28 protein-coding genes and 1 tRNA gene are annotated in these 25,330 nt (G+C 68.6%); 10 read left to right on the top strand and 19 right to left on the bottom strand.

Annotation, left to right across the window (positions count from 1 at the left end):
* Window positions 1-164: 164 nt before the first annotated feature.
* The gene (locus QZ258_RS07485) at window positions 165-701 is read right to left on the bottom strand and encodes a carboxymuconolactone decarboxylase family protein (RefSeq protein ID WP_294180113.1); all 537 of its coding nucleotides are present in this window, start codon (window positions 699-701) and stop codon (window positions 165-167) included.
* A gap of 7 nt (window positions 702-708) precedes the next feature.
* Window positions 709-1,059, bottom strand: coding sequence for a metalloregulator ArsR/SmtB family transcription factor (locus tag QZ258_RS07480; protein WP_294180111.1), 351 nt, complete (start codon window positions 1,057-1,059; stop codon window positions 709-711).
* 87 nt (window positions 1,060-1,146) lie between these two features.
* On the opposite strand from QZ258_RS07480, the gene QZ258_RS07475 reads away from it, so the two are divergent.
* A complete protein-coding gene (locus tag QZ258_RS07475) occupies window positions 1,147-2,463 on the top strand; it encodes an FAD-dependent oxidoreductase (RefSeq protein ID WP_294180109.1) in 1,317 nt (438 codons plus the stop codon).
* Window positions 2,464-2,492: 29 nt separating this feature from the next.
* Here the strand turns inward: QZ258_RS07475 and QZ258_RS07470 are convergent, their stop codons facing one another.
* The 5 genes from QZ258_RS07470 to QZ258_RS07450 all read right to left on the bottom strand — a co-directional run bounded on the left by QZ258_RS07470 (window position 2,493) and on the right by QZ258_RS07450 (window position 5,102).
* Window positions 2,493-3,002 (bottom strand): GNAT family N-acetyltransferase, encoded by a 510-nt coding sequence (locus QZ258_RS07470; RefSeq protein ID WP_294180106.1) that lies wholly within the window; start codon window positions 3,000-3,002, stop codon window positions 2,493-2,495.
* A gap of 2 nt (window positions 3,003-3,004) precedes the next feature.
* Entirely contained in the window at window positions 3,005-3,280 is a 276-nt protein-coding gene (locus QZ258_RS07465; protein WP_294180104.1) for a DUF1778 domain-containing protein, read from the bottom strand.
* Between the two features lie 64 nt (window positions 3,281-3,344).
* Entirely contained in the window at window positions 3,345-4,304 is a 960-nt protein-coding gene (locus QZ258_RS07460) for a permease prefix domain 1-containing protein (RefSeq protein WP_294180102.1), read from the bottom strand.
* Window positions 4,301-4,633, bottom strand: a complete 333-nt coding sequence (locus QZ258_RS07455) for a PadR family transcriptional regulator (protein ID WP_294180117.1) — start codon at window positions 4,631-4,633, stop codon at window positions 4,301-4,303. Before QZ258_RS07455 ends, QZ258_RS07460 begins: the two co-directional genes overlap by 4 nt.
* A gap of 22 nt (window positions 4,634-4,655) precedes the next feature.
* The gene (locus QZ258_RS07450; protein ID WP_294180099.1) at window positions 4,656-5,102 is read right to left on the bottom strand and encodes a DUF6326 family protein; all 447 of its coding nucleotides are present in this window, start codon (window positions 5,100-5,102) and stop codon (window positions 4,656-4,658) included.
* 95 nt (window positions 5,103-5,197) lie between these two features.
* On the opposite strand from QZ258_RS07450, the gene QZ258_RS07445 reads away from it, so the two are divergent.
* A complete protein-coding gene (locus tag QZ258_RS07445) occupies window positions 5,198-6,178 on the top strand; it encodes an NAD(P)-dependent alcohol dehydrogenase (RefSeq protein ID WP_294180098.1) in 981 nt (326 codons plus the stop codon).
* A 239-nt stretch (window positions 6,179-6,417) separates the two neighbouring features.
* Here QZ258_RS07445 and QZ258_RS07440 read toward each other — a convergent pair whose 3' ends face one another.
* From QZ258_RS07440 to QZ258_RS07425, 4 genes are all read right to left on the bottom strand, one after another.
* The gene (locus QZ258_RS07440) at window positions 6,418-7,164 is read right to left on the bottom strand and encodes a hypothetical protein (RefSeq protein WP_294180096.1); all 747 of its coding nucleotides are present in this window, start codon (window positions 7,162-7,164) and stop codon (window positions 6,418-6,420) included.
* Window positions 7,143-7,823, bottom strand: coding sequence for a hypothetical protein (locus QZ258_RS07435; RefSeq protein ID WP_294180094.1), 681 nt, complete (start codon window positions 7,821-7,823; stop codon window positions 7,143-7,145). The genes QZ258_RS07440 and QZ258_RS07435 overlap by 22 nt, the downstream gene beginning before the upstream one ends.
* A 225-nt stretch (window positions 7,824-8,048) precedes the next feature.
* Window positions 8,049-8,121 (bottom strand) — tRNA-Lys (locus QZ258_RS07430).
* Window positions 8,122-8,291: 170 nt separating this feature from the next.
* Window positions 8,292-8,945, bottom strand: coding sequence for a fasciclin domain-containing protein (locus tag QZ258_RS07425; RefSeq protein ID WP_294180093.1), 654 nt, complete (start codon window positions 8,943-8,945; stop codon window positions 8,292-8,294).
* A gap of 166 nt (window positions 8,946-9,111) precedes the next feature.
* Between QZ258_RS07425 and QZ258_RS07420 the strand changes: the two genes are divergently transcribed.
* From QZ258_RS07420 to QZ258_RS07405, 4 genes are all read left to right on the top strand, one after another.
* Window positions 9,112-10,833 carry a cytochrome c biogenesis protein CcdA gene (locus tag QZ258_RS07420; RefSeq protein WP_294180090.1) on the top strand — a complete coding sequence of 574 codons (1,722 nt, stop codon included), beginning with the start codon at window positions 9,112-9,114 and terminating at the stop codon, window positions 10,831-10,833.
* A gap of 29 nt (window positions 10,834-10,862) precedes the next feature.
* Complete coding sequence (locus QZ258_RS07415) at window positions 10,863-11,492, top strand: DNA-directed RNA polymerase subunit beta (RefSeq protein WP_294180088.1); 630 nt, start codon at window positions 10,863-10,865, stop codon at window positions 11,490-11,492.
* Window positions 11,493-11,668: 176 nt separating this feature from the next.
* Window positions 11,669-12,265 (top strand): sigma-70 family RNA polymerase sigma factor, encoded by a 597-nt coding sequence (locus tag QZ258_RS07410; RefSeq protein WP_294180086.1) that lies wholly within the window; start codon window positions 11,669-11,671, stop codon window positions 12,263-12,265.
* Window positions 12,262-13,059, top strand: coding sequence for an anti-sigma factor (locus QZ258_RS07405; protein ID WP_294180084.1), 798 nt, complete (start codon window positions 12,262-12,264; stop codon window positions 13,057-13,059). Before QZ258_RS07410 ends, QZ258_RS07405 begins: the two co-directional genes overlap by 4 nt.
* A 66-nt stretch (window positions 13,060-13,125) precedes the next feature.
* Here QZ258_RS07405 and pstB read toward each other — a convergent pair whose 3' ends face one another.
* The 7 genes from pstB to QZ258_RS07370 all read right to left on the bottom strand — a co-directional run bounded on the left by pstB (window position 13,126) and on the right by QZ258_RS07370 (window position 21,124).
* On the bottom strand, window positions 13,126-13,905 hold the full coding sequence (gene pstB / locus QZ258_RS07400; protein WP_294180082.1) for a phosphate ABC transporter ATP-binding protein PstB: 780 nt from the start codon (window positions 13,903-13,905) through the stop codon (window positions 13,126-13,128).
* A 23-nt stretch (window positions 13,906-13,928) separates the two neighbouring features.
* On the bottom strand, window positions 13,929-15,008 hold the full coding sequence (gene pstA / locus QZ258_RS07395) for a phosphate ABC transporter permease PstA (protein ID WP_294180080.1): 1,080 nt from the start codon (window positions 15,006-15,008) through the stop codon (window positions 13,929-13,931).
* Window positions 15,008-15,958 carry a phosphate ABC transporter permease subunit PstC gene (pstC, locus tag QZ258_RS07390; RefSeq protein ID WP_294180078.1) on the bottom strand — a complete coding sequence of 317 codons (951 nt, stop codon included), beginning with the start codon at window positions 15,956-15,958 and terminating at the stop codon, window positions 15,008-15,010. Before pstC ends, pstA begins: the two co-directional genes overlap by 1 nt.
* A gap of 106 nt (window positions 15,959-16,064) precedes the next feature.
* Window positions 16,065-17,150 (bottom strand): phosphate ABC transporter substrate-binding protein PstS, encoded by a 1,086-nt coding sequence (locus QZ258_RS07385; protein WP_294180076.1) that lies wholly within the window; start codon window positions 17,148-17,150, stop codon window positions 16,065-16,067.
* Between the two features lie 133 nt (window positions 17,151-17,283).
* A complete protein-coding gene (locus tag QZ258_RS07380) occupies window positions 17,284-18,228 on the bottom strand; it encodes an NUDIX domain-containing protein (RefSeq protein WP_294180074.1) in 945 nt (314 codons plus the stop codon).
* The gene (locus QZ258_RS07375) at window positions 18,225-20,399 is read right to left on the bottom strand and encodes an RNA degradosome polyphosphate kinase (RefSeq protein WP_294180072.1); all 2,175 of its coding nucleotides are present in this window, start codon (window positions 20,397-20,399) and stop codon (window positions 18,225-18,227) included. The genes QZ258_RS07380 and QZ258_RS07375 overlap by 4 nt, the downstream gene beginning before the upstream one ends.
* A 41-nt stretch (window positions 20,400-20,440) precedes the next feature.
* Window positions 20,441-21,124, bottom strand: a complete 684-nt coding sequence (locus QZ258_RS07370) for a response regulator transcription factor (protein WP_294180070.1) — start codon at window positions 21,122-21,124, stop codon at window positions 20,441-20,443.
* A 52-nt stretch (window positions 21,125-21,176) separates the two neighbouring features.
* Between QZ258_RS07370 and QZ258_RS07365 the strand changes: the two genes are divergently transcribed.
* The 4 genes from QZ258_RS07365 to QZ258_RS07350 all read left to right on the top strand — a co-directional run bounded on the left by QZ258_RS07365 (window position 21,177) and on the right by QZ258_RS07350 (window position 24,516).
* Entirely contained in the window at window positions 21,177-21,461 is a 285-nt protein-coding gene (locus tag QZ258_RS07365) for a hypothetical protein (protein WP_294180068.1), read from the top strand.
* 115 nt (window positions 21,462-21,576) lie between these two features.
* Entirely contained in the window at window positions 21,577-22,188 is a 612-nt protein-coding gene (locus QZ258_RS07360; protein ID WP_294180066.1) for an FABP family protein, read from the top strand.
* Complete coding sequence (locus QZ258_RS07355) at window positions 22,178-23,386, top strand: folate-binding protein YgfZ (protein ID WP_294180064.1); 1,209 nt, start codon at window positions 22,178-22,180, stop codon at window positions 23,384-23,386. Before QZ258_RS07360 ends, QZ258_RS07355 begins: the two co-directional genes overlap by 11 nt.
* Window positions 23,383-24,516, top strand: coding sequence for an aromatic acid exporter family protein (locus tag QZ258_RS07350; RefSeq protein ID WP_294180062.1), 1,134 nt, complete (start codon window positions 23,383-23,385; stop codon window positions 24,514-24,516). Before QZ258_RS07355 ends, QZ258_RS07350 begins: the two co-directional genes overlap by 4 nt.
* A gap of 1 nt (window position 24,517) precedes the next feature.
* Here QZ258_RS07350 and QZ258_RS07345 read toward each other — a convergent pair whose 3' ends face one another.
* Window positions 24,518-25,303, bottom strand: a complete 786-nt coding sequence (locus QZ258_RS07345; RefSeq protein ID WP_294180059.1) for a trans-aconitate 2-methyltransferase — start codon at window positions 25,301-25,303, stop codon at window positions 24,518-24,520.
* Window positions 25,304-25,330 lie beyond the last annotated feature (27 nt).

The raw sequence follows: 25,330 nt of genomic DNA, 5'->3' as shown, positions 1-25,330 counted from the left end.
CGTTGAGACGCGGACGAACAGACCTACCCTGGGACACGAGAACCTCCGTGTGATTGTGAAGACGTTAGACATCTCCACTAAGCCCGGAGGTTCTCCTGTTTCACAAGACCCGAACTGTCACCAAGGTCACTGCTGAGTACATCTAGCCGCCGGTACGCCGGAGGTCACCCCTCGGCCGGGCACCCCAGCGCCTGGATGAGCCGCGCCCAGTAGTTGACCTGCGCCGAGGTGGAGGCGAGCACGACCAGCTCGCGCTCGGTGAACAGCTCGGTGAGACGCGCGCCGAACTCGGGCGTGAAGTCGAGCGGCGTCTCGCAGCTGCGCCTCGCGTATTCGATGGCGAGGCGTTCGCGCGGGCTGAGGCTCGCCACCTCCTCGAGCGGGGTGCGGCCCTGCACGGCGGCGAGTTCCTCCTCGGTGATGAGCCGCTCCCAGCCGTCCGAGTTGAAGCCCATGCAGAACGGGCATTCGACGCGGAACGAGACGGCCATGCGCACCAGCTTCAGCATCCGCTCGGTGATGTCGCCGTCGCGGTGGGTGACGAGCGCCTCGAGGATTCCGGAGCCGATCGCCGCGCGCGGGTACCAGGCGAGCAGTTTCGGGGGCAGCAGGTCGGCGCCGGTGCGCTTCTTGACGACCCAGAGCCCGAATCGCAGGTACAGCGGGATGCGCCGCGGCGGTGCGATGAACGCGGTCGTCATGGCCTGCTCACACCGTCGCGAGCACGAGCCCGAGCTGATCGAGGCTGCCGGGAACGAGGCGGTAGTACGCCCAGGTGCCGCGCTTGCTGCGGGTGAGGAATCCGGCATCCATCAGGATCTTGAGGTGGTGTGAGACGGTCGGCTGGCTGAGCCCGACCGGTTCGGTCAGGTCGCAGACGCAGGCCTCCTGGTCGGCGGAGGCGGCGACGATTGAGATGAGGCGCACGCGGGTGGGGTCGCCGAGCGCCTTGAAGCGGCGGGCGACATTGTCGGCGTCGGCGGCGCCGAGCGGCGCGCGGGTGAGGGGCGCGCAGCAGACCTCGCCCGCGGGGGCGGAGACGAGCGGCAAGGTCTTCATGGCCCGAGTCTACTCAAATATTGACAAACTTCGATGGATGCGAGGAAGATCTTGATCGACATCCTTCGATGAAGCGAAAGGCCGCTCGTGACCCTGATTGACCTGACCCCCCGCCCCGTGCGCGACGACCGCCGCGACGCGCTCCCGGTCGCGATCATCGGCGCCGGGCCCATCGGACTGGCCGCCGCCGCGAATCTGGTCGAGCGCGGCATCGACTTTGTCATCTTCGAGGCGGGCGACACGATCGCCGACATCGTGCGGCAGTGGGGTCACACGCGGCTGTTCTCGCCGTGGAAGCACCTCGTCGACCCGGCCTCGCGCCGCCTGCTCGAGGCGACCGGGTGGGCACACCCCGCCGAGACGTCGCTGCCCACCGGCACCGAACTGGTCGAGCAGTACCTGGAGCCGCTCGCTCGACTCGACGAAATCGCGAGCCGCATTCGCACCGGTGTGGAGGTCGTCGCCGTGGCGCGGGAGGGCATGGATCGCACCCGCACCGCGCGGCGCGAACGCACCCCGTTCCTGGTGCGGCTTCGAGACCGCGGAGAGCTGAAGGATCTGTCGGTGCGCGCGGTGATCGACGCCTCCGGCACGTATCGCTCGCCCAACAGCCTGGCCTCGAGTGGCCTCGAACCGCTCGGCCTGCCCGAGGTCGCCGATCTCGTCAGCCATGCCCTGCCGGATGTGCTGGGCCGCGAGCGGGCGCGCTTCGCCGGGCGACACACGACCGTGGTCGGCGCCGGGCACTCGGCGGCGAACACGCTGCTCGCCCTCGCCGAGCTGGCCCGGCAGGAGCCGGGCACGCGGGTGAGCTGGCTGATTCGCAACGCCTCCGCCGTGCGCGTGACGACCTCGGCCGACGACGAGTTGGAAGCGCGCGCCTCGCTCGGCGCCCGCGTCGACGCGCTCGTGGCATCGGGGGCGATCGAGGTCGTCGACCGTTTCGAGATCGTGCGGCTGGAGCGCGAGGGCGAGGGTGTGCGCGTCGTCGGGTCGCGCGGCGGCGAGATCGTCGACCACCACACCGAGCTGGTGGTGAACGCGACCGGGTTCCGCCCCAACCTCGACATGCTGCGCGAGGTGCGCCTCGACCTCGACGAGATTGTGGAGGCGCCGCGCCGGCTCGCCCCGCTGATCGATCCGAACGTGCACACCTGCGGCACGGTGGAGCCGCACGGCTTCGCCGAACTGCAGCACCCCGAGGAGGGCTTCTTCCTCGCCGGAATGAAGAGCTACGGCCGCGCGCCGACGTTCCTCTTGGCGACCGGCTACGAGCAGGTGCGCTCGATCACCGCCTGGCTGGCGGGCGACCTCGCCGCCGCGACCGCGGTCGAGCTGACCCTGCCGGCGACGGGCGTGTGCTCGACGGGGGATGCGCCGGGGGCATCCAGCTGCTGCTCGTAGCGACCGCGTGAGGCGGGCCGGGCCTCGGTCTACGCGAGATCCGCGATGGTCGCCTCGGCATCCGACACGAGCAGGTACATCGCGCGTCTCGCCGCGGGCGGCATCGGCTCGAAACCGTACGTGCGGTAGAACCGCTCCGCGTCGTCGTTCAGCGCATCGACGATGAAGGCGCGGGCCCCGACGGCCCGGGAGGCTTCGACGCCCTTCAGGACCGCGTGCTGGAGGAGCGAAGTCCCGAGCCCGCGCCCGGAGTAACGGGTGTCGACCGCGAGGCGTCCGATCAGGATGATCGGGATGGGGGAAGGCATGTTGCGCTTGACGCGGCCCGGAACTTCGTCGAGCGCGAGCGAACCCGCCGAGAGGCAGTAGTAGCCGGCCACCTCGCCCGATTCGCCGTCGACGCTCACGAACGTGCGAGACGCCCCCGTCGCTTCGTTCTTGAGCGCCCGCGAGCGCAGCCACTCGTTCAGCGAGGGTTCGCCGCAATCGAAGCTCGAAAACCGATCGTCGGCGCGGAGTGCTCGCGGCGAGCGGAACATGCTCACTCGGTGAAGACGCTCGGGCGTTTCAGCAGGTCGGCGAGTCCCGAGACGGGTTTTGCCGGACGGTCGAGGATGTCGTTGAAGGCATCCCACGACTCCTGGGAGAGGTGGAGTTCGCGTTCGAATCGGATGACTTCCTCCGCCTCGCGGACGAGCACGCTCACGGAGAAGTCGGTGACGGTGCGCCCCGAGAGTGCGGCGGCTTTCTCGATCTCCGCCTTCTGGGTGCTCGTCAGGCGCAGGTCGAGCCGGTCGGACTTGGTTGCGTGAGCCATAGCACGATTGTACGGCAGATCTCCGTACGTCGCGCGGTGATTCGCACAGGCCCCGGTCCCGGGCCTACCGCGTGCGCCGCGAGCGCGTCGCCCGCACGATCCCGTCAACCGCGTCGAGCACGGCGAAGAGCAGCACGAGCACGACCACCACGGTGCTGACGACGCCCACCCCGCCCGGCCAGTCGATCGCCTCGAAGTAGTCGGGGTTGAGCAGGCGCCCGCTCGCGGTGAGCCAGATCGCCGGCACGACGAAGAGCACTTGGAACACGATGGTGGCGACCGCGTTCGGCGTCGACCAGCCGGTGTAGTAGCCGACGACGTGGAACGTGATGCTCACGAGCGGGTAGAACAGCGCGATCACGAGCGCACCGGAGGCCCAGAGCCCCGGCTCGATCGGACCGCTCAGTGCGCCGTGTGCCCCCTCGACCGCGCCGACGGTCTGCAGCGCGATCACGGCACCGGCGAGCACAACGAGCAGGATGACGCCGCCGACGAGCTCCTGAAGGTAGCCGCGTCGATCCCGCACCGCGGGCAGGGATGCCGGACTCCAACTCGCCTGCTGGCGCGAGCGCATGGCGGGGGTGCGCTCGATGATCACGAAGACGAGCGCCGTGAAGAACGCGATCGTCATCGCCAGTTCTAGCGAACCAAAGAGGGCCGCGCCGAAGGTGTCGAGCGGGGTGGCGCCGTCGACAAAGGTGACGATCCCGCTGAACAGGAACCAGATCGGCACCACCGTCGCGAGTAGCGCGCTGAGCACGCGCACGAAGTCGGGGTAGAGCTCCGGCCCGATGAGGGCGGTGGGGCGCGACGAGTAGCCGGCGGCGAGGTGGCGCGGGGCGCCGAGTTCGGTGAGCACGTCGTATTCGGCGGCAGCGGCATCCACGCCCGACTCGACGAGGTCATCGATCGCGTCGGCGATGGAGGCCCGCAGTTCGGTCTCAATGTCGGCGCGCTGGGCGGCGGGCATCCCGCGGAGCGCCTCGGCGACGTAGCGGTCGGTGAGGGTGGATGCGGTGGTCATGGCTTCTCCGTGAGGGCCGTGAAAGCGGTGGTCAGCTGGTGCCAGTCGGCGGTGAGGGTGCGGGCGAGTTCCGCACCCTCGGGGCTTGTGACGTAGAACTTGCGCGGTCGGGATTCGTCGGTGTTCCATTCGGCGGTCACGAGGCCCTGTTTTTCGAGCCGACGCAGCAGCGGGTAGAGCGTGTTCGCATCCACCGTGAAGCCCGCGTCCTCGAGCGCGGTGAGCAAGGCGTAGCCGTAGTTGGGCGTATCGAGCAGCACCAGGCAGGCGGCCACGACCGTCCCCCGGCGCAGTTCCTGCCGGTGGGTCGCAAGCTCGTCGTCGTTCAGCACTTCTTTACGCTACTGGCCGTCATGCCGCGGCGACGGCGTGATTCTCGTGCGACACCTGTTCGGATGCGCGGGGCCAGGTGAGCGCGACCGCCACGATCGTGATCGCCAGCGCGATCTCGATGGTGGAGAAGAAGATGTAGACGGGTGTCGGCGGGGTGCCGAAGAACAGGGTGCTCACTTGCACGGCGCCCATTGCGGTGGCGGCGGCGATGTTCACCCCGCGAGCGAGGCCGCGCCGGAGCACGCGCGACAGCAGCACCATCGCGATCGGGATCTGCATGAGTACGCCGGCCGCGACGAGCGCCTCGGGGGTGAACGGCAGGCCGCCCATGGTTCCTTCTTGCAGGGCGACCAGATGTTCCGGGTCGTAGAGGCCGAGCACGTCACAGTAGAGGTAGTTGAACATCAGGACGATCCAGAGGGACGACAGCAGTGCGGGGCGGCTGGTCGGGGCGAAGAGCTTCATGGCGGTCCATTTCGAGGTAGAGGTTGAGTGAGTAACACGATACTGTGTAGCACACACCATAGTGTCACACCAGAAGCGAATCGACGAAGGAAGTCATGAAGGCGATCACCCAGCAGCGATACGGCGGACCGGAAACCCTCGACTACGACGAGGTGCCGGTGCCCTCCCCGAAGCCGGATCAGGTGCTCATCCGCGTGCGGGCCGCCTCCGTCAACGCCGCCGACTGGCTGCTCACCCGCGGCGAGCCGTACCTGGTGCGTCTCGCCTTCGGACTGCGCGCCCCGAAGGCCGCGACGCCCGGGCGGGATGTGGCGGGTGTCATCGAGGCGGTCGGCAGCGCGGTGAACGGCTTCGCCGTCGGCGACGAGGTCTTCGGCGAGGTCGCGTCGGGCACGTGGGCCGAGTACGTGGTGGCGCCTGCCCGCCTGCTCGCCCGTCGCCCGCGAGCCCTCAGCTTCGAGGAGGCGGCGTGCGTGCCGCTTGCCGGAATGACCGCACTCCAAGGCCTCCGCGACGTCGCCCACGTCGCTCCCGGCGATCGGGTGCTCGTCAACGGCGCCTCCGGCGGCGTCGGCTCTTTTGCGGTGCAGATCGGCGCCGCGCTCGGTGCGACCGTGACCGGCGTGTGCAGCACCCGCAACGTCGAGATGGTGCGGGAGCTGGGAGCGCACGAGGTGATCGACTACACCGAGCGCGATGTCACCGAGGGTGACGAGAGGTTCGACGTGATCTTCGACCTCGTCGGAAACCACCCGCTCTCGCGCCTGCGGCGAGTGCTCTCCCCGAAGGGCATCCTGGTGCTCGCCTCCGGCAACGGCGGCCGCGTGCTCGGCCCGATCGGCCGCATCCTCGCCGGCGCCGTGCAGAACACCTTCGTGAGCCAGCAGATCCGCCCCCTGTCCGCCGCCGCAAACGCCGCAGATCTGGACGAGCTGACCGCCCTCATCGACGCGGGAAAGCTACGCCCGCGCATCGAGCGCAACTATCCCCTCGCCGAGGCCGCCGACGCGCTGCGCCACTTCGGCGAGCAGCACGCGCGCGGCAAGATCGGGATTTCGGTCAGCGCCTCGGATTGAGAGCTGCCGCGGCGGGAGTTTCGACGGCAGGCCCGGTGGGGCTCGAACCCACGGCCGACGGACTCCGAGTCCTCACCGGGACGCTCGGGTCGGGTCGCTGTGGGCCGACTTCCCTGTGACTCACCGCGTTCGTCGATGACGAGGGACCGGCTTCGGTCGAGCGCGGGTTCGCCACGCTGACAACCGCGAGGGGGCCGGCAGTCGCGCGAGTCGCGACGCGCACGTCGGTGCGGTAGGTCCTACAGGCGAGCCGCCCTGGCGATGAGTTCCAGGTTCTGTTGACCCGACAGCCGCTCAGGGGGATCGAGCAGTCCCCATGCGAAATGGCGCGAATCCTGCAAGGGTTCGTGGATCGCTCGGAGCCGTCGACGATCTCTCGTCGAGAGGCCGTAGTCGAGCGTCGATGGGTCTTCGACCGTCGCGAGAAGGGTGGCGGCATCCTGGATGTGACGTTCTGGGTTGCGGGTGTCGGCGACCCAGGCCGCGCCCTTCGCGATCAGCGCCCCGAGCACGTTGGGAATCCCAACCAGGCAACTGAGCTCGGGTGAGAACTCGAGTCGCCAAACTTCGCGTCGATTGATCGCTTGCTGTCCCGCTGGCGCCGGAAACGCGGGGCGCCCTGCCAGCCGAGCGCGGATGTGTGACGGGAGGTGGTCGGCAACCAACACGTCGATGACGCGACCGTCGGCATGCCGAAAGCGGTAGGCAGTCGCGTACTCGGTGTCGAGTTCGAACTCCATCTCTGAGATCACGGCGTAGACCACGTTCAGACTGGTCCGCGCTGCCAGCAGGTCGACCACGACGTCGGCATCGGCAGTTGGGCGCGGCGCAATCAGCTGGGCTGCTCGTGCATGGCCGTAGACCATGAGTCCGCCGACGAGCGTCAGCGACTCGGCGAGACCTGCTCGGTCTAATTCCACGATGCTCTGCCACGCCGGAAGCGCTTCATCGCCAGCAAGTTGTACTACTCGGTCGAACTCAGCCATCGCGATCTCATTTCTTCGATGGCCTCAAGTCCGGCTTCGCGCTCACGAGCATCAGCGGAGATTGCGAGGTCGGCGGCCACGACCGCGCCCGGCAGTCGTGCATCGGATCCGTCGGCGGGAATCGTGTTGGCGAACAGAAAGACAGCGCCGGCCGGGTCCGCGACCATGAAGCGAGTCGTCGCCCATTCGTCGACCGAGGTTCCGGCAGGCACGTAGCCGGAGAGGCGGCCACGATCCGGGAGCAGGTCCGTGTTGAGTGCCTCGATTGCGGACCGCCCGGTCAGGAGCAGTCCGTCTTCAGCGAGCGCGAGGTTCGACGCCCGGTAGCGGTACACGCGAGTGCGCCCCGCGACCTCCTGGGCGATGAGTTCGGCAGAGTGGGCTCGGATTCGGCGCCTCAGCCGAGCGCGGGTGCTTTCGCTCGTCCACTCCGCCCGCTCGTTCGAGAGCATGAACAGCAGCGCCCACGCCGCATCCGCTGTCAGCCCCCGCGTCGTACGCCGCCTGCGCGTGTATGCGTCGGCGCTGGCCGCGTCCACTAGCCAGGCGCCACTGTCGGTCCGGCGTGCGCTGATCTGTCCACCGGCCACGAGCTGATTCGCTCGTCGCTGGGTCACGCCAAGTTGTCGTGCGAGCGTGGCAACCGACATCTCGTGCATGTCAAACTCCTTCTAGATCTAGAAACAGTGTGACACTTCCTCTGGGCCCGTGCCAGTACCGCTGCCGCCGGAGCACGCGTCGCTGATCTTGACCTCGTCAGCACGGGCGCGTGACGTGACCAGGCCAACGAACGGTTCTGGGGACTCCTGTCATGCACATGCCGCGGGTGCCGACCGTGACCCCGATCACGGGGACAGCCCATCACGAGCAGGGCGAGAAGAGAGTAGGCCCGGTGGGGCTCGAACCCACGACCCACGGATTAAAAGTCCGCTGCTCTACCAACTGAGCTACAGGCCCTCGGCTCACCAGCGTAGTGGGCGCACGCGGCTCGCGCGGCGTCGTGCGCTTGAGCGGCACGAAACGAGACCGACGGCGCCTTGATCACTGTCCTCGGAGCCGCAGATGCACGAAAGCGGGGCCGGATGCCACCACGACATCCGACCCCGTCCGTTCGACGAGCCGGGGACTCAGCTCGCCGGCAACAGCACCGCGTCGATCAGGTACACGGTGGCGTTGGCCGTCATGACACCTCCGCAGATGACGTTCGCGTCATTCACGGTGAGGGTGTCGACATCGGATCCGATCACGAGGGTCTGACCGTTCACCGTGGTGAGGGTCTGACCGGCGATGTCGGCAGGAAGCATCTGACCGGGAACCACGTGGTAGGTCAGAATCGAGGTCAGCAGTTCGGCGTTCTCGGGCTGCGCGAGTGCGTCGACGGTCTCGGCGTCGAGAGCCGCGAAGGCGTCATCGACCGGGGCGAAGACGGTGAACTCGTCACCGTTCAGCACGTCGACCAGGTTGACGTCGGGGTTCAGCTGACCGGACACCGCCGCCACCAGAGTGGTGAGCAGCGGGTTGTTGCTCGCCGCCACGGCGACCGGGTCCTGCGACATGCCGACGACCGAGCCGGCGCCGTCCGGCACTGACTCCGCGTAGGCGGTGCAGCCGGGGCCGACCAGGTTGGCGAAGGCCGGATCGCTCATCGAGTCATCCATCTCTTCTTCGATGACGGGCTCGTCGGTGACGTCCTCGGCCGCGGTGGTACAGGCCGCGAGGCCGAACATGGCCACAGCGGCGATGCTGATGGCGGCGAGCTTGGTGCGCGAGTGGGTTCGCATGGGTTTCTCCTCAGTGCGGGAAAGCCGCGGTGGGCGACTCTCCGTGTGGACGGTTCCTGTACAAGGCACTTCGGAGCAGTGGCAGAACCGGTTGGGTCGAATTCCGGATTCGCAGAAAGTCCGCCTTCGACCGCTCCGATTTCGGTGACGGCTCCGAACACGGAACATGCTCATCACTCTCGGACTCATCGGACTGCTCGGCGGTCTCATCACCGGAATCTCGCCGTGCATCATCCCGGTGCTGCCGGTCATCTTCCTGTCGGGCGGCGCGCAGAGCGCCCGCGACGAGGGGGCCGCAACGCAGGTTTCGAGGTGGAGGCCCTACCTGGTGATCGCGGGGCTCGTCACAAGTTTCAGCCTCATCACGCTCGCCGGTTCGCTGCTGCTCGCGGTGCTCGGGCTGCCGCAAGACGTGCTGCGCTGGGCGGGCATCGTCGTGCTGATCCTGATCGGCGTCGGGCTGATCGTGCCGGCGTTCCAGCATCTGCTGGAAAAGCCCTTCTCGTGGATCCCGCAGCGCAGCGTCGACACCGACCGCTCCGGCTTCATGCTCGGCTTCGCCCTCGGTGCCGTCTACGTACCGTGCGCCGGACCGGTGCTCGCCGCGATCACGGTGGCGGGCGCCACCGGGCGGATCGGCGCCGAGACCGTGGTGCTGACGGTCACCTTCGCGATCGGCGCCGCCCTGCCGCTGCTCGTCTTCGCCCTCGCCGGTCGCCGGGTGGCGGAGCGGGTGAAGGCGTTCCGTGCCCGCCAGAACACGATCCGCGTCACTGGCGGCGTGGTGATGATCGCGCTCGCCGTCGGCCTCGTCTTCAACCTGCCGCAGACCCTGCAGCGCCTGATCCCCGACTACACGAGCGCGCTGCAGGAGCAGATCGCCGAGTCGGACGCGATCACCGAGGCGCTCGACCTCGGGGGGCTGGAGAACGAGCAGAACAAGGATCTCGACCTCTGCACGCAGGGCGCGACCGAGCTGGAGAGATGCGGCACGGCCCCCGACATCCGGGGCATCGAGGCCTGGTTCAACACCCCCGGCAACGAGCCGATCGCGCTCGAGGAGCTGCGCGGCCAGGTGGTGCTGATCGACTTCTGGGCCTACTCCTGCATCAACTGCCAGCGCTCGCTGCCGCACGCCGTGGCGTGGGATGAGACCTATCGCGACCTCGGGTTGCAGGTGATTGGCATCCACTCGCCCGAGTACGCCTTCGAGAAGGAGCAGCGGAACGTTGAGGCGGGCGCCCGCGGGTTCGGGATCGAGTACCCGGTGGCGCTCGACAACTCCCTCTCCACCTGGACCAACTACCGCAACCGCTACTGGCCGGCCCACTACCTGATCGACGCCGAGGGCACGGTGCGCCACATCAAGTTCGGCGAGGGTGGCTACGCCACCACCGAGAAGCTGATCCGCGAACTGCTCGTGCTCGCCAACCCCGACGTCGAGCTGCCCGCCCCGACCGAGATCTCGGATGACACTCCCGAACTCGGTTCTACGACGCCGGAGACCTACCTGAGTCTCGGCAAGGTGGTGAACTTCGGCGGCGAGGAGGCGTACCGCTCGGGCATCAACGACTACCGGACTCCCGAGGGTCTCGCCCGCGACACCTTCGCCCTCGACGGGCAATGGGAGATCGACTTCCAGAACGCGACACCGATCGCATCGCCGGGAATGGTGCGGCTTGAGTTCACCGCGACCCGCGAGGTGCGGATGGTGCTCGGCGGTTCGGGCACGGTCACGGTGCGCGTCGACGGCGGCGACCCGCGCACCATTCAGGTCGCGGGTGTGCCGGACTCCTACCAGCTGATCGAGCTGGACGGGCCGACCGAGGGCACGATCGAGGTGACCGTCGAGCCGGGCGTCGAGGCCTACTCGTTCACGTTCGGGTAAGGGCGCGCGCTCCCGCGTACCCTGGAGGGATGTCGTCGGAGTTCCACAAACCTGCCCTGTTCGGAGGCCGCGAGTTCGAGGCCTACGAGGGCGGCACCGACCCGGCGACGCAGACCCGGGCCGCGCACGAGAGCGCGGCGGCGATCCTCACCCGCGCCCGCGATTCCGCGGACCCGAGTGTCGTGAAACGCCTCGTCCACTACACCGACGAGCACGGCATCGACGCGCTCGCGGAACTCTGGGCGCACGCGACGGCGCACAGCCTGCCGGGGGCGCTGTGGCGGCTCTACCTGGTGCGGTTGATGATCCGCAGCAACCCGGATGAGGTGAGCCTCGTCTACACACGCGGCACCGAGGTGCTTCACACCATCGACGCCCTGGTGGCGGGGGCGCCGAGCCCGACCGGTCCGCAGGAGATCGTCGAACTCGCCGACCAGATCCTGCGCGGCGTCTTCGACGGCGACTTCGCCCTCGCGCTCGACCGCGCGGCGGCGTTCTGCCGGGTCGCGGCCGCCGGAACGACAAGCCTCGCCGACGACTCCGACGGCGTCGAAAGCGATCGAGCGGCCGAGTTCACCCGTCGCGCGTTGCGGCTCGCGACGATCGCCGACGATCTTGCGGCGAGTGCGGCGCTCGCCCGTGCAGACTCGCTCGACTGAACGTAGACTCTTCTGGCCGGGCCGCAGTAACCCCGGGCTCCAAATTTCGCCGCTACGAGCGGCCTTCCGCCGAGAGGCGTTCTGCGGCCCGGTTTTTCTGTGCCCGCGATCCGCACCCAACCGTTTCGACTTCCGTTCCGAATGACTTTCTAGAGAACATCGAGGAACGGTGTGGAATGCTAAAACTCGTGTCCGAGGATGTCGACCTGCGCTCCGAGAGCCGTGCCGACGTCACGCCCGAGGCGCTTCTTGCGAAATGCGCGGGGGGCGACCAGGCCGCCTTCGCCGAACTCTACGACCAAACCGCTCCGCGCGTTTTCGGTCTGGTGAAACGTCTGCTGCGCGATCACGCGCAGTCGGAGGAAGTGACGCAAGAGATCTTCCTCGAGGTGTGGCAGAGCGCCACCAGGTACGAACCGGGCCGCGGGAGCGCCGTCAGTTGGATGCTGACGATGGCCCACCGACGGGCGGTCGACCGTGTGCGCGCCTCGCAATCGAGCCGCGACCGCGACACCAAGGTGGGAATCCGGGACTTTGCCCCGGGCTTTGACTCGGTGGCCGAGAACGTGGAAATCAGACTGGAGAGCGAAAGGGTGGAGAAGGCGATGGAACGACTGACCGAACTGCAGCGCCAAGCCGTTTCGCTCGCCTACTTCCGGGGGCTCACCCACAGCGAGGTGGCGTCCCTGCTCAAGGTTCCGGTCGGAACCGTGAAGACCCGTCTTCGGGACGGCATGATCCGTTTGAGAGATGTATTGGGGGTGGCATCGTGACCACGACCAACTCCACGCCTGAGCGCCCGGACGACGAGAACGACATGAGCGGCGCCTACGTGCTCGATGCGCTCGGGCCCGAGGAGCGGGCATCGTTCGAGACGCGCCTGCGCGAGTCCGACGACCTGCGCGCCGAGGTCGTCAGCCTCAGCGACACGGCGGTCGAACTCGGTCTTGCGGTTGCCCCGGAGGCCCCGAGTCCCGCGTTGCGGGCCAACATCTTGGCGTCGATCGCCGGGATGCCGCAACTCCCCGCCGAGACGGCGCAGGTTTCGGCCGCGGACACGACCGACGCGGCGCCCGCCGCCGCGGGTGAGGTTCTTGCTCCCACGGAGCGCGCCCAGGCGCGCTGGTTCCGCCACCCCGCCGTCGCGCTGGCCGCGGCCGCCGCGGCGATCGTGCTGGCGTTCTCGGGCGGGCTCCTGGTTGACCGGGGCGCCGTCGATCTCGAGGCGCAGCAGATCGCTGAGATCACCGCCGCGAGCGACTTCCAGCGCGCGAGCGTGCCGCTCGACGGCGGCGGGCACGCGACGCTCGTCTGGTCGGGGGAGCTGGGGCGTTCGGCGCTCATCGCCGAGGGCATGGGCGAGCTGCCGAGCGACCAGACCTACGAGCTCTGGTACCTGCGCGACGGGCAGGCGATCCCGGCCGGCACGTTCACGATGGAGGGCGACACGGTCACCGTGGTTCTCGAGGGCGTGATGCATGCCGGCGATGCCGTCGGCGTCACCATCGAGCCCGCGGGCGGCTCGGAGACGCCCTCGACGGATCCGATCGTCGTGCTGGGTGCCTAGACCGCCACACCACGCGAGAAGGGCCGAGGCGATCGCCTCGGCCCTTCTGCGCTGGTCTGGTGCTCGCTACCCGAACTTGCCCGAGACGTAGTCTTCTGTCGCCTGCACGCTGGGCTTCGAGAAGATCGTCGTGGTGTCGTCGTACTCGATGAGCTTGCCCGGCTTGCCGGTGCCCGCGATGTTGAAGAACGCCGTCTTGTCGCTCACGCGCGAGGCCTGCTGCATGTTGTGGGTCACGATCACGATCGTGTACTCCGACTTGAGCTCCTCGATGAGGTCCTCGATCGCGAGGGTCGAGATCGGGTCGAGGGCCGAGCAGGGCTCGTCCATCAGGATGACTTCCGGCTTGACCGCGATAGCGCGCGCGATGCAGAGGCGCTGCTGCTGACCGCCCGACAGGCCCGATCCGGGCTTCTCCAAGCGGTCCTTGACCTCGTTCCAGAGGTTGGCACCCTGCAGCGAGGACTCGACCAGCTCGTCCGCCTCGCTCTTGCTGATGCGGCGGTTGTTGAGCTTGACGCCCGCGAGCACGTTGTCGCGGATCGACATCGTCGGGAACGGGTTGGGGCGCTGGAACACCATGCCCACCTGGCGGCGCACGTTCACCGGGTCGACGCTCGCGTCGTAGAGGTTGTTGCCGTCGATGAGCACCTCGCCCTCGACGTAGGCGCCCGGGATCACCTCGTGCATGCGGTTGAGCGTGCGGATGAAGGTGGACTTGCCGCAGCCGGACGGGCCGATGAACGCAGTAACGGAGCGGGGCTCGATGGTGAGCGTCACGCCCTCGACGGCGCGGAACTTGCCGTAGTAGACGTTGAGGTCGTTGACTTCGATTCGCTTGGACACAGTGGGAGTCTTCCTTTTCTCGCTCAGCGACCGAGCTTGGGGGCGAAGATTCGTGCGACGAGGCGCGCGATCAGGTTCAGGATCATGACGATGGCGATGAGGGTCAACGCACCGGCCCAGGCGCGCTCGATGTACGGCGCGAAGTCGGTGCCCTGGCTGATGTACGAGTAGTACACGTAGACCGGCAGGCTCTGCATGCGGCCCTCGGTCAGGTCGTAGTTGAAGTTGTTCGAGAAGCCGGCCGCGATGAGTAGCGGGGCCGTCTCGCCGATGACGCGCGCGATCGACAGCATGACGCCGGTCGAGATACCCGCGATCGAGGTCGGGATGACCACCTTGAGGATGGTCAGCCACTTCGGCACGCCGAGCGCGTACGAGGCTTCCCGGAGCTCGTTCGGCACGAGGCGCAGGATCTCTTCGCTGGAGCGCACCACGACGGGGAGCATCAGCACCGTGAGCGCGATCGCGCCCGAGAGGCCGACGCGCGTTCCGGGGCCGAGGATCAACTCGAACAGGGCGAAGGCGAACAGGCCGGCGACGATCGAGGGAATGCCGGTCATGACGTCGACGAAGAAGGTGATCGCCTGGGCGAGGCGGCCGCGACCGTACTCGACGAGGTAGATCGAGGTGAGCAGGCCGATCGGCACCGAGATGACGGTCGCGAGTCCGGTCATGAGCAGCGTGCCGACGATCGCGTGGGCCGCGCCGCCGCCCTCGCCGAGCACGTTGCGCATCGACAGCGTGAAGAAGTCCCAATCGATGCGGCCCGAGCCCATCACAACGACGGTGTAGACGAGCGACACGAGCGGGATCATCGCCACCGTGAAGGCGGCGACGACGAGGGTCGTGACGAGACGGTCGGCCGCACGGCGAGAACCCTCGACCAGAAGCGAGATCACGTAGTTGGCGACGGCGAAGATCACCGCGCCGAAGAACACGGCGAGGCCGACGTTGAACTCGGCGTCGCCGGCCATTGTGACCAGCCCGACCACGACGCCCGAGACCGCAAGGCTCGCGAGCAGGATCCAGAGGGTCGAGAAGCGGGGAAGACGGCTCGCCGCGAACGCGTTCGTGACCGGCGACGTGGCGGTGGCGCTCGACATCAGTTGGCTCCCGAGAATTCTTTGCGACGGTTGACGATGTAGCGCGCGATCGAGTTCACGACCAGCGTGATCGCGAACAGGATCAGGCCGGTCGCGATGAGGACGTTGACGTTGATGCCGTAGGCCTCGGGGAAGCGCAGCGCGACGTTGGCGGCGATCGTGGTGGGGTTGACCGAGCTGATCAGGTCGAAGTTGATGATGCCGCTGCCGGAGAGCACCATCGCGACGGCCATCGTCTCGCCGAGTGCGCGGCCGAGGCCCAGCATCGCGCCCGAGATGACGCCCGGTCGACCGAACGGCAGCACGACGGTGCGGATGACCTCCCAGCGCGTGGCACCCAGCGCCAGGGCGGCCTCCTCGTAGAGGCGCGGCGTCTGCAGGAACACCTCGCGGCTGATCGCGGTGATGATCGGCAGCACCATGACGGCGAGCACGATGGCGGCGGTCAGGATGGTGCGGCCGGTTCCGGAGGCGGGGCCGGCGAACAGCGGGATGAAGCCGAGGTTCTCGGCGAGCCAGGTGTAAGCCGGCTGGATCATGGGGGCCAGCACGTTCGCGCCCCAGAGTCCGAAGACCACCGAGGGCACCGCGGCCAGCAGGTCGATGGTGTAGCCGAGGCCGGCGGCGAGCTTGCGCGGGGCGTAGTGCGAGATGAACAGCGCGATGCCGAGCGCGACCGGCATCGCCATGACGAGGGCGAGCGCCGCCGCCCACAGCGTGCCGAAGATGAGGGGGATGACGAACGAGACGAAGTCGACGCCGTCGTCGAAGATCGACACATCGTTCGGGTCGGCGAGAACGCCGGGGATGCCTTCGAGGATGAGGAAGCCCGCGACCGCGGCGAGGATCGCGAGGATCAGGCTTCCGGCGGTCAGTGCGCTGGCGGAGAAGACCCGGTCTCCGGGCCGCTGAGCGGACTTGGGGCGAAGCTTCGCAGCGGGGGAAGACATGATCTCGAGTGTGCTCCGTGTCGGGCGTAAGGGGAAGCGCGAGGGGGAAGAAACCGGCCCCGCCGTTCAATCTAACGAGCGGCGGGGCCGATTGGGGAACTGCGTGCTACTTGATCGCGTCGATCGCGGCCTGCGCCTCGGTGAAGAGCGCCTCCGAGATCGGGGCCGAGCCGGCCGACTCGGCGGCGAGGGCCTGGCCCTCAGCGCTGATCACGTAGGAGAGGTACGCCTTCACGAGCTCGACCGGGGCACCCTCGGCGTACTCGTTGCACGCGATGAGGTAGCTGACCAGAACGATCGGGTACACGTTCGGCGCGCTCGAGGAGCGGTCGATCGCGATCGCGATGTCCGTGTCGCCACGACCCTCTTCGCGCGGCGAGGCGTCGATGATGGCGGCAGCGGCCTCGGGCGAGTACGGAACGTACTCGTCGCCGACCTTGACCGCGACGGTGCCGAGGTCACCGGCGCGCGAGGCGTCGGCGTAGCCGATGGTGCCGGTGCCGTTGGTGACGGCGTCGATCACGCCGGAGGTCTGCGGGGCAGCCTCTCCGCCGTACTCGGTCGGCCAGGTCTCGATGACGCCCACAGTCCACACGTCGGGGGCGACGGCCGCGAGGTAGTCGGTGAAGTTGGCCGTGGTGCCCGAGTCATCGGCGCGGTGAACGGCCGTGATCGCGAGGTCGGGCAGCTCGACGCCCTCGTTCTGCGCGGCGATGGCGTCGTCGCTCCAGTTGGTGATCTCACCCGCGAAGATGCCGGCGATCGTGGCGCCGTCCATGTTCAGCGAGTCGATGCCGTCGAGGTTGAAGATGACGGCGATCGGCGAGATGTAGGCCGGGATCTCGAGGATGCCGGTGCCCGCGACGCAGGAGGCGAAGTTGTCCTCGGCGATCTCCTCGGCCTTGAACGCACGGTCGGAACCGGCGAACTGGCTCCCGCCGCCGATGAACGTCTCGCGGCCGCCACCCGAACCGATCGGGTCGTACTCGACGGTGACATCCGGGTTCGCGGTCTGGAAGCCGACGACCCAGGCCTCCTGAGCCGACTGCTGCGACGAGGCGCCGGCGCCGATGAGCGTGCCGGTGAGGTCGCTGCTGCCCTCGCCGCCTTCGCTGGCTCCGGCACAAGACGCGAGCACGAGGGTGCTTGCGATGGCAATGGCAGCAACGCTGCCGATGCGCGTGATGTTCACTGTGTTCCCTTCGGGAATGTCTGGATTCAGGTGAGGGTCGGTGCGACCCGCAGGTCACGCTAGGAACGCCTCGTGTCCAGACTCGACCGGGATGGTGAACGGAAGGTGAACGAGCCGCGAACAGCCCGACGCCTCACTCGAAGGGGCTGTGCACCTCGATGGCGACGATTCCGGCATCCGGGTGTGCCGCCGCGACGTGCAGCACCGCGAACTCGCCCGTCCCGAGCGCTTTCGCGCGCGGCAACTGGTCGAGTTTCCGGTCCCCGCCGTGGGAGGCGACCGCCTCGATGATCTGCGGCAGCACGGGGCCGTGACTGCACAGCACGACGGTCTGGCGTCGCTTCAGGCGCTTGCGCACGACCGCGTTCACGGCCTTCCCGGAGGGCTGGAACGCGTCCTGGCTGATCTGCTCCGACAGCTTGACGGCCAGCCCGGTCGAGGCCGCGACCGGTGCGATCGTGGTGAGGCAGCGCGCCGCGGTGGAGGAGATCAGTTTGCGCGGGCGGAAGGCCGCGACGCCGGCGGCGGTGCGGCGGGCCTGTTCGTGGCCGCGGGGCATGAGCGGCCTCGTCGCATCCGGGCCGCGCCAGTCGTGGGGGGCGACCGCCTTGCCGTGTCGCACCGCGATGATGGCGAAGGTGCGGGCGCTGGAGGTGGCCACGAGGCCGGCGAACCGGTCGACGACATCGACGTCGTGTTCGTAGCTCAGGATCTTGCGCGCCTTCGCGAGGTCGACCCAGCGCAGCTCCTCGATCTCGTCATTCGAGCGGAACGTGGAGTTGGCGATCGCGTCGCGGTCCGCCTCCGCGGCCCAGTAGTAGACGCGCTTGGGGCGGCCGTTGGGCAGGGTGTAGTCGACCGTGCCGAGCGGCACCCCGAGCGCGAGGGAGAGCCCGGTCTCCTCCTCGACTTCCCGGGCCGCCGTCTGCGGCAGCGACTCGCCGGGATCGACCTTGCCCTTCGGCAGCGACAGGTCTTTGTGCTGCGTGCGGTAGACGACGAGGATCTCGATGCGGCCGTCGGGCAGCTCGTGCCACACGACCGCGCCGGCCGCCAGTACGGTGTTGGCGGCCGTCATCGCAGGACCGCCCGGCGTCGCTCCCCGATCTGGCGCATGAGCTCATCCTGCAGGTCGAGGAGGGACTCGCCGGCCGCGTCGCGGTTGCGGCGTGTCCAGACGCCGTCCTCGCCGAGGTGCCAGGCATCCGCCTTGTCGGACATCGCCAGGTCGAACATCCCATTCAGCTCGTCGATGTGCTCGGGCGAGGTGAGGCGCACGAGCGACTCGACGCGGCGGTCGAGGTTGCGGTGCATCATGTCGGCGCTGCCGATGAACACCTGCGGGTCGCCATCGTGGTGGAACGCGAAGATGCGCGAGTGCTCGAGGTAGCGGCCCAGGATGCTGCGCACCCGGATCGTCTCCGAGAGCCCCGGAACACCGGGACGCAGCGAGCAGATGCCGCGCACCCACACCTCGACCGGAACGCCCGCCTGGCTCGCCCGGTAGAGCGCATCGATGATCTGTTCGTCGACCATCGAGTTCACCTTGATGCGGATGCCGCTCGGCTTGCCCTCGCGGGCGTTCTTCGCCTCCGCGTTGATGTGCTTGAGCAGTCCCTTGCGCAGATGCAGCGGGGCGACCAGCAGTCGCTTGAACTTCTTCTCGATCGCGTAGCCCGAGAGTTCGTTGAACAGGCGCGTCAGGTCTTTTCCGACCTGATTGTCGGCGGTCAACAGCCCCAAGTCTTCGTAGATCCGGCTCGTCTTGGGGTTGTAGTTGCCGGTGCCGATGTGGCTGTAGTGCCGCAGCTGGTGGCCTTCCTGACGGATGACCAGGGCCAGCTTGCAGTGCGTCTTCAGCCCGACGAGGCCGTAGACCACGTGCACGCCCGCCTTCTCGAGCTTGCGCGCCCACGAGATGTTGGCCTGCTCGTCGAACCGCGCCTTGATCTCGACGAGGGCGAGCACCGCCTTGCCCGCCTGCGCGGCGGCGATGAGCGCCTCCACGATCGGGCTGTCGCCGCTCGTGCGGTAGAGCGTCTGCTTGATGGCGAGCACGTTCGGGTCGGCCGCGGCCTGCTCGAGGAACGCCTGCACGCTCGTCGCGAACGACTCGTAGGGGTGGTGCAGCAGGATGTCGCCGCGATCGATCGAGGCAAAAATATCGGGCGCCGCGGTCGGGTCGGCGGGCTGCAGATGCACGCTCGTCGTGGGCACGTGCTTGGGGTACTTGAGATCGGGGCGGTCGAGCTTCATCAGCTCGAACAGCCCTCCCAGGTCGAGCGGTGCCGGCAGGCGGTACACCTCTTGCGCCGTGATCTGGAGCTCGCTCATCAGCAGGCCGAGCGTGACCTCGTCCATGTCGTCGGTGATCTCGAGCCGGATCGGCGGGCCGAAGCGGCGTCGCAGCAGCTCCTTCTCGAGCGCCTGGATGAGGTTCTCGCTCTCGTCCTCCTCCACGACGACGTCTTCGTTGCGGGTGACCCGGAACTCGTGGTGGGCGAGGATCTCCATCCCGGGGAACAGCTCGCCGAGGTGATTGGCGATGACGTCCTCGAGGGGGAGGTAACGCAGCCGGCCGCTGCCGTCATCCGGAAGCTTCACGAAACGCGGGAGGTTCGTCGGCACCTTAAGACGCGCGAACTCCTCCTTGTCGGTCTTCGGGTTCCGCACCCGCACCGACAGGTTGAGCGAGAGCCCGGAGATGTAGGGGAACGGATGCGCGGGGTCGACCGCGAGCGGCATCAGCACCGGGAAGATCTGGGTCGAGAAGATCTCGTCGACGCGCACCCGGTCGCGCTCCTCCAGATCGCTCCAGTTCTCGATGTGGATGTCGGCGGCGTCGAGGGCGGGCTTCACCAGTTCGCCGAAGGCGCGCGCGTGGCGATCCTGTAGCTCGTGGGCCTTGGCGCTGATGTCGGCGAGCACCTCACTCGGCGCACGCCCCACGTTCGTCGGCACGGCGAGCCCGGTGGCGATGCGGCGCTTCAGGCCGGCGACGCGCACCATGAAGAACTCGTCGAGGTTGGAGGCGAAGATCGCCAAGAAGTTCGCCCGCTCCAGGATCGGCAGGCTCTCGTCCTCGGCGAGTTCCAGCACGCGCTGGTTGAACCCCAGCCAGCTCAGCTCGCGGTCGAGGAAACGGTCGTGGGGGAGGGTCCCGTCGTCGACGATGACCGGCTCTGCCTCGTAGTCGTCGAGGAGGTCCGCCGCGATCGTCGGATCGCCGAGAGGGTTGATGTCGTCCACTTCACCATCCTGGCACCGCTCAATGAACGACAGGTAAAACCTCAGCCGGCCGGCGTGAGTCTCTCATCATCTTCATAAACATTGAAGCGGTAGCCGACGTTGCGCACCGTTCCGATGAGCGACTCCAGATCGCCGAGCTTGGCGCGCAGGCGACGTACGTGCACGTCGACGGTGCGGGTTCCCCCGAAGTAGTCGTAGCCCCACACCTCGCTCAGCAGCTGCTCGCGCGTGAACACCCGGCTCGGGTGCGAGGCGAAGAAACGCAAGAGCTCGAACTCCTTGTAGGTGAGGTCGAGCGGACGCCCGTGCACCTTGGCCGAGTAGCTCGCCTCATCGATCACGACGCCGGAGGTTTGGATCTTGCTGGAGGTCTTGTCTTCGGCGAGGCGCCCGATCGCCAGGCGGATGCGCGCATCCACTTCGGCGGGACCGGCGGATTCGAGGATCACATCGTCGACACCCCAGTCGGACTGCACCGCGGTGAGGCCGCCCTCGGTCAGCACCAGGACGACGGGAACGGTGACGCCCGTGGTGACGAGGATCTTGCACAGCGACTTGGCGCTGGCCAGATCGAGTCGCGCATCCACCAGGATCAGATCCGCTGTGGGCGCCGTCACGAGCGAGGCCGGTTCGGCAGGAATGCTGCGCGTGCGGTGGTTCAGGAGTCCGAGCGCGGGGAGCACATCGCTGTCGACCGTCGAGGTCAAAATCAACAACTGCGCCACGAACGCCCTCCCGAGAGTCTGTGGACAGTGTAGTGACGCATACTATGGGCGCGTGAACTGGCTACGAGGGAGCATCGGCATCGTCTGGGTGGCGGCGCTCGTCGGCGCCGTCCTGGTGGGGGTCTTCGCGGGTAACGCGTTCCTGGTCTGGATCCCGGTCGTGCTGGGCGCGCTCGTCATCATGACCTCCGCGATTCAGCTCGCGATTCACCGTCGCGAAGGCTTCGTGACGCGGATGATCGCCAGCCTCGGCGGCGGACTCGTCATTCTCGTGATCGCCTCGCTCGTGCTCATCGCGGTGCACCCCGACGTCACGCTGCTCCCGTCACTAGACTGAGGCCATGCTCGCCCTCGAACTCTTCTTCATCGCGCTCCTCGGTCTCGCGACGCTGTCGATCGGCTTCGTCTCCGTCGTGGTGGTGTACAACCTCTTCCGCGGGCAGCGCTAGGGCATGTTCGAGCTCGACCCGGCGGTTCCGGCAGAGCTCGTCCCGCTCTCCTGGCTGATCGGTGTGTGGGAGGGCACGGGCGTGCTCGCCTATCGGGCCGGCGACCAGATGCATGAGGGCGAGTTCGGCCAGCGCGTCGCCTTCAGTCATGACGGCGGGCGCCACCTGCAGTACAGCTGCACGGTGTGGGCGCTCGATGCGGAGGCGGAAGCCTCCGAGGCGCTTCCCTACTTCTCTGAGCTCGGCTACTGGAGCCTGGCGCGCCCGGCGACCGCGGCCGACGCCGGCCCCGGCATGATCCCGGGTGTCGGGGAGTCGGACTTCACGACCGCCGAACAGGTGGAGACGCTGCGGAACGCCGCCGGCTCCTTCGACATCGAGGTGTCGATCCTGCACGCCGCGGGCGTGAGCGAGCTGTATTTGGGGGCCGTCGCCGGACCCCGCATCGATCTCGCCACGGATGCCGTCGTGCGCACCGCGAGCGCCAAGGACTACTCGGCCGCGACGCGAATCTACGGACTCGTGGAGGACCACCTGTTGTGGGCATGGGACATCGCGGCGCTCGGCCACGACCTGCGCACCCACGCCTCCGGAAGGCTCGCCCGTGTCGACTGAGCCGGTTGAGCCCACGCCTGAGTCGGTTGAGCCGGTTGAGCCTGTCGAAACCACTCAGCCCGACGCGGCTGAGTCGGTTGAGCTTGTCGAAACCACTCAGCCCGACGCGAGCCCGTTCTCAACCCGCCCCGGCGCCGTCTCCTCCCCGCCGGAGCACTACGGCAACCCGATCGCCGAGCAGCGCGCGCTCGCCCGCGGCGAGGCGATCGTCGACCTCTCCGACCGCGACGTGCTGTCAATCACGGGCGATGATCGCCTGAGCTGGCTCGACTCGCTCACCTCGCAGGCGCTCACCCGTCTCGCGCCGGGCGGCTCCAGCGAGACCCTCCTGCTCGACCCGAGCGGGCGCATCGAGTTCGCCGCACGCGTGTTCGACGACGGCGAGACCACCTGGCTGCTGCTCGACGCCGGGCTCGGCGAGGGCTTCCGCGCCTTCCTCGACCGGATGCGCTTCATGCTCCGCGTCGAGGTCGCCGACCGCACGGCCGAGTTTGCCACCGTCGGCGCGCTCGGTGAGATCCCCGCCGCGCTCGAGGCGTTCGTCGCCGCGCCGGCCGGCATCCCGCTCATCTGGCGCGACGGCTGGGCCGAGGTGGCCGCGGGTGGGCACTCCTACGCGACGGTCGCCGAGCATCCGGGCGCCGAGTGGCGCGCGCTTGAGGTGCTGGTGCCGCGCGAGCGACTGGCCGACCTGGCCGAAAGCGACGTGCCAGCGGCCGGAACGCTCGCGCTCGAGGCCCTGCGCGTCGCCGCCTGGCGCCCGCGCGCGTCGACCGAACTCGATTCCACGACGCTGCCGCACGAACTCGACTGGCTGCGTTCGGCCGTGCACCTGGCGAAGGGTTGTTATCGCGGCCAGGAGACGGTCGCGAAGGTGCACAACCTGGGTCACCCGCCGCGGCGCCTGGTGTTTTTGCACCTCGACGGCAGCGAGGGCGTTGCCGCCGCCGCCGGTGACGAGGTGCACGCGGGAGAGAAGGCCGTCGGCCGCGTGACGAGCGTCGCGCGCCACCACGAGCTGGGCCCGATCGCGCTCGCCGTCGTCAAGCGTTCCGCGCCGGTCGACACCGAGCTGACGGTCATCGCGGGGGACGGAACTCCGCTCGCCGCCGCCCAGGAGATCGTGGTGCCGCCGGAGGCGGGCGCGTCGGCGAACGTGCCGCGGCTGCCGCGGCTCGGCGCTGTCCGCCGCGAGTGACCGTGGACGCCCTCGACAACCTCCGCACCTTCGAACGCCGCGTTCGTCGCCGCATCGACGCCCGCGTGGCCGTGCGCCGGGTGTGGGAGTCGCTGCCGGCGATCCTGCAGATCCTGGCGGGCATCGCCGCGTCGTATTCGATCGCGCACTGGGGGCTCGGCCACCAGTTGCCGGTGCTCGCGGTGACGGTCGTCGTCACCTCGCTGGGGTTCTCGCGCGATGCCCGACCACGCCGCGTCGCCGGCAGCGTCGTTGCGATCCTGTTGGGGATCGCCCTCGCCAACGCGTTCATGGTGCTGCTCGGGGCGGGCCTGTGGCAGCTGCTCGTGGCGATGCTCGTCACCTTCGTGGTGGCGCGCGCCGTGTCGCCGAACCCCGCCTTCGCCCTTGCGACGGCGATTCCGGCCGCCCTGGTCGTGCTCTTGCCGCAGATCGACGGCAGCCCCTTCGGCCGCACCCTCGACGGTCTGGTCGGCGGCATCGTGGCGCTGCTCGTGACGGCGTTGATTCCGCGCGACCCGCGCCGCCAGGCGGCGCGCGACGGACGCCGGGTGTTCTCGGTCTTCGATGAGGCGCTCGGTTCCCTTCACGACGCCCTCGCCGACGCCGACCCGGCCGCCGGAGAGCTGGCGCTCGCGCGACTGCGTCGCACCCAGCCGCTCCTGGATGAGTGGGCCGCCTCCGCCGACACCGCGGTGTCGGTGACGCGGCTGTCGCCATTCCTGCGGCGGCATCTGGTTATGGTGCGCCGCCAACAGCGTCTGCAGGCGACCGCGGATCTCGCGAGCAGGCATTTGCGGCTCGTGGCGCGGCGCATCGAGTTTCTGGTGCGCGATGGCGTTCCCCGTCCGGCACTCGCGGGCCTGGTGGCGGATGTGGCGGGGGCGATGCGCCTGCTCGCGACCGCGCTCGACGCGCGCACGGTCGTCGAGCTGGAGATCGCCGAGTCGGCGCGCGGGGTGCTCTCGACCCTCGCGGCGCGACTCGACCCGGCGGTCAGCCTGCCCGGCGCGCTCGTCGTCACCGACGCGACCGTGCTGCTGCTGCTTCGCCCGCTCGTGGTCGACCTGCTGGTCGGGGCGGGCATGCCGATCGACGAGGCGCGAAAGCTCCTGCCGCCGGTTTCCTGACTCAGGCGGGGGCGACGGCGCTCCACGGCACCGTGAGTTCGCCGAGCTTCCATCGCGACCGCGCGCCGAGCACCGGCCAGCCCTCGCCGCGCAGCGACTCGGCCACGGCGATGAACCGTTGGGTGGGCCCGTAGACGCCGAGCGGCGCGTGCGTCGCCCACAGCCGGTCGAGCGTCGTCAGCAGCTCGTGGATGCGTTCGCCCGGCACGTTGCGGTGGATGAGCACCTTGGGCAGGCGCTCGGCCACGATCGACGGCGCCTCGAGCTCGGAAAGCCGCAACGAGATCGTGAACGTGACGGGGCCTTCCGCGTCGAGGGTCACCCAGCTGGCGACCCGGCCGAGCTCGCTGCAGGTGCCCTCCACGAGCGCGCCCCCGGGGGCGAGCCGGGCGCGCATGGTCGCCCAGGCCGCCTCCACCTCCGACTCGTCGTACTGGCGCAGCACATTCAAGGCTCGGATGACGGTCGCCCGTCGCCCGTCGAGCGGGGTCTCGAATCCGCCGAGACGAAAGCTCACCCCGGGGCGAGCCTCGGCGCTCGCCAGGCGCACCCGCTCGGGGTCGATCTCGATGCCGACGACCTCGACGCGAGGGTTGACCCGTGTGAGTCGTTCGTGCAGCTCGAGGGTGGTGCGAGCCGAGGCGCCATAGCCCAGATCGACGACGAGCGGGGTCTGTGCGGTGCGGAACGCGGGAAGCTGCGCGACCCAGCGATCCACGCGCCGCAGGCGATTCACCCCGGTCGTTCCGCGGGTGACGCGCCCCTGCGGAGACGAGGATCTTGGCATGCATCCATTCTTGTCTCGGTAGGCTTC

This window comes from uncultured Schumannella sp., assembly GCF_905479755.1.
In the GTDB taxonomy this organism is placed as follows: domain Bacteria; phylum Actinomycetota; class Actinomycetes; order Actinomycetales; family Microbacteriaceae; genus DCRR01.
This window is presented reverse-complemented; position numbering and strand designations above follow the sequence as displayed.

What these genes read in the sequence shown, in the direction of transcription:
- QZ258_RS07415 (WP_294180088.1), top strand. Translation starts at nt 10,863, where the DNA reads ATGTCGTCGGAGTTCCACAAACCTGCCCTGTTCGGAGGCCGCGAGTTC.
- QZ258_RS07480 (WP_294180111.1), bottom strand. Translation starts at nt 1,059, where the DNA reads ATGAAGACCTTGCCGCTCGTCTCCGCCCCCGCGGGCGAGGTCTGCTGC.
- QZ258_RS07465 (WP_294180104.1), bottom strand. Translation starts at nt 3,280, where the DNA reads ATGGCTCACGCAACCAAGTCCGACCGGCTCGACCTGCGCCTGACGAGC.
- QZ258_RS07420 (WP_294180090.1), top strand. Translation starts at nt 9,112, where the DNA reads ATGCTCATCACTCTCGGACTCATCGGACTGCTCGGCGGTCTCATCACC.
- QZ258_RS07445 (WP_294180098.1), top strand. Translation starts at nt 5,198, where the DNA reads ATGAAGGCGATCACCCAGCAGCGATACGGCGGACCGGAAACCCTCGAC.
- pstC (WP_294180078.1), bottom strand. Translation starts at nt 15,958, where the DNA reads ATGTCTTCCCCCGCTGCGAAGCTTCGCCCCAAGTCCGCTCAGCGGCCC.
- QZ258_RS07410 (WP_294180086.1), top strand. Translation starts at nt 11,669, where the DNA reads ATGCTAAAACTCGTGTCCGAGGATGTCGACCTGCGCTCCGAGAGCCGT.
- QZ258_RS07485 (WP_294180113.1), bottom strand. Translation starts at nt 701, where the DNA reads ATGACGACCGCGTTCATCGCACCGCCGCGGCGCATCCCGCTGTACCTG.
- QZ258_RS07440 (WP_294180096.1), bottom strand. Translation starts at nt 7,164, where the DNA reads ATGGCTGAGTTCGACCGAGTAGTACAACTTGCTGGCGATGAAGCGCTT.
- QZ258_RS07450 (WP_294180099.1), bottom strand. Translation starts at nt 5,102, where the DNA reads ATGAAGCTCTTCGCCCCGACCAGCCGCCCCGCACTGCTGTCGTCCCTC.
- QZ258_RS07360 (WP_294180066.1), top strand. Translation starts at nt 21,577, where the DNA reads ATGTTCGAGCTCGACCCGGCGGTTCCGGCAGAGCTCGTCCCGCTCTCC.
- QZ258_RS07425 (WP_294180093.1), bottom strand. Translation starts at nt 8,945, where the DNA reads ATGCGAACCCACTCGCGCACCAAGCTCGCCGCCATCAGCATCGCCGCT.
- pstA (WP_294180080.1), bottom strand. Translation starts at nt 15,008, where the DNA reads ATGTCGAGCGCCACCGCCACGTCGCCGGTCACGAACGCGTTCGCGGCG.
- QZ258_RS07435 (WP_294180094.1), bottom strand. Translation starts at nt 7,823, where the DNA reads ATGCACGAGATGTCGGTTGCCACGCTCGCACGACAACTTGGCGTGACC.
- QZ258_RS07345 (WP_294180059.1), bottom strand. Translation starts at nt 25,303, where the DNA reads ATGCCAAGATCCTCGTCTCCGCAGGGGCGCGTCACCCGCGGAACGACC.
- QZ258_RS07380 (WP_294180074.1), bottom strand. Translation starts at nt 18,228, where the DNA reads ATGACGGCCGCCAACACCGTACTGGCGGCCGGCGCGGTCGTGTGGCAC.
- QZ258_RS07460 (WP_294180102.1), bottom strand. Translation starts at nt 4,304, where the DNA reads ATGACCACCGCATCCACCCTCACCGACCGCTACGTCGCCGAGGCGCTC.
- QZ258_RS07470 (WP_294180106.1), bottom strand. Translation starts at nt 3,002, where the DNA reads ATGTTCCGCTCGCCGCGAGCACTCCGCGCCGACGATCGGTTTTCGAGC.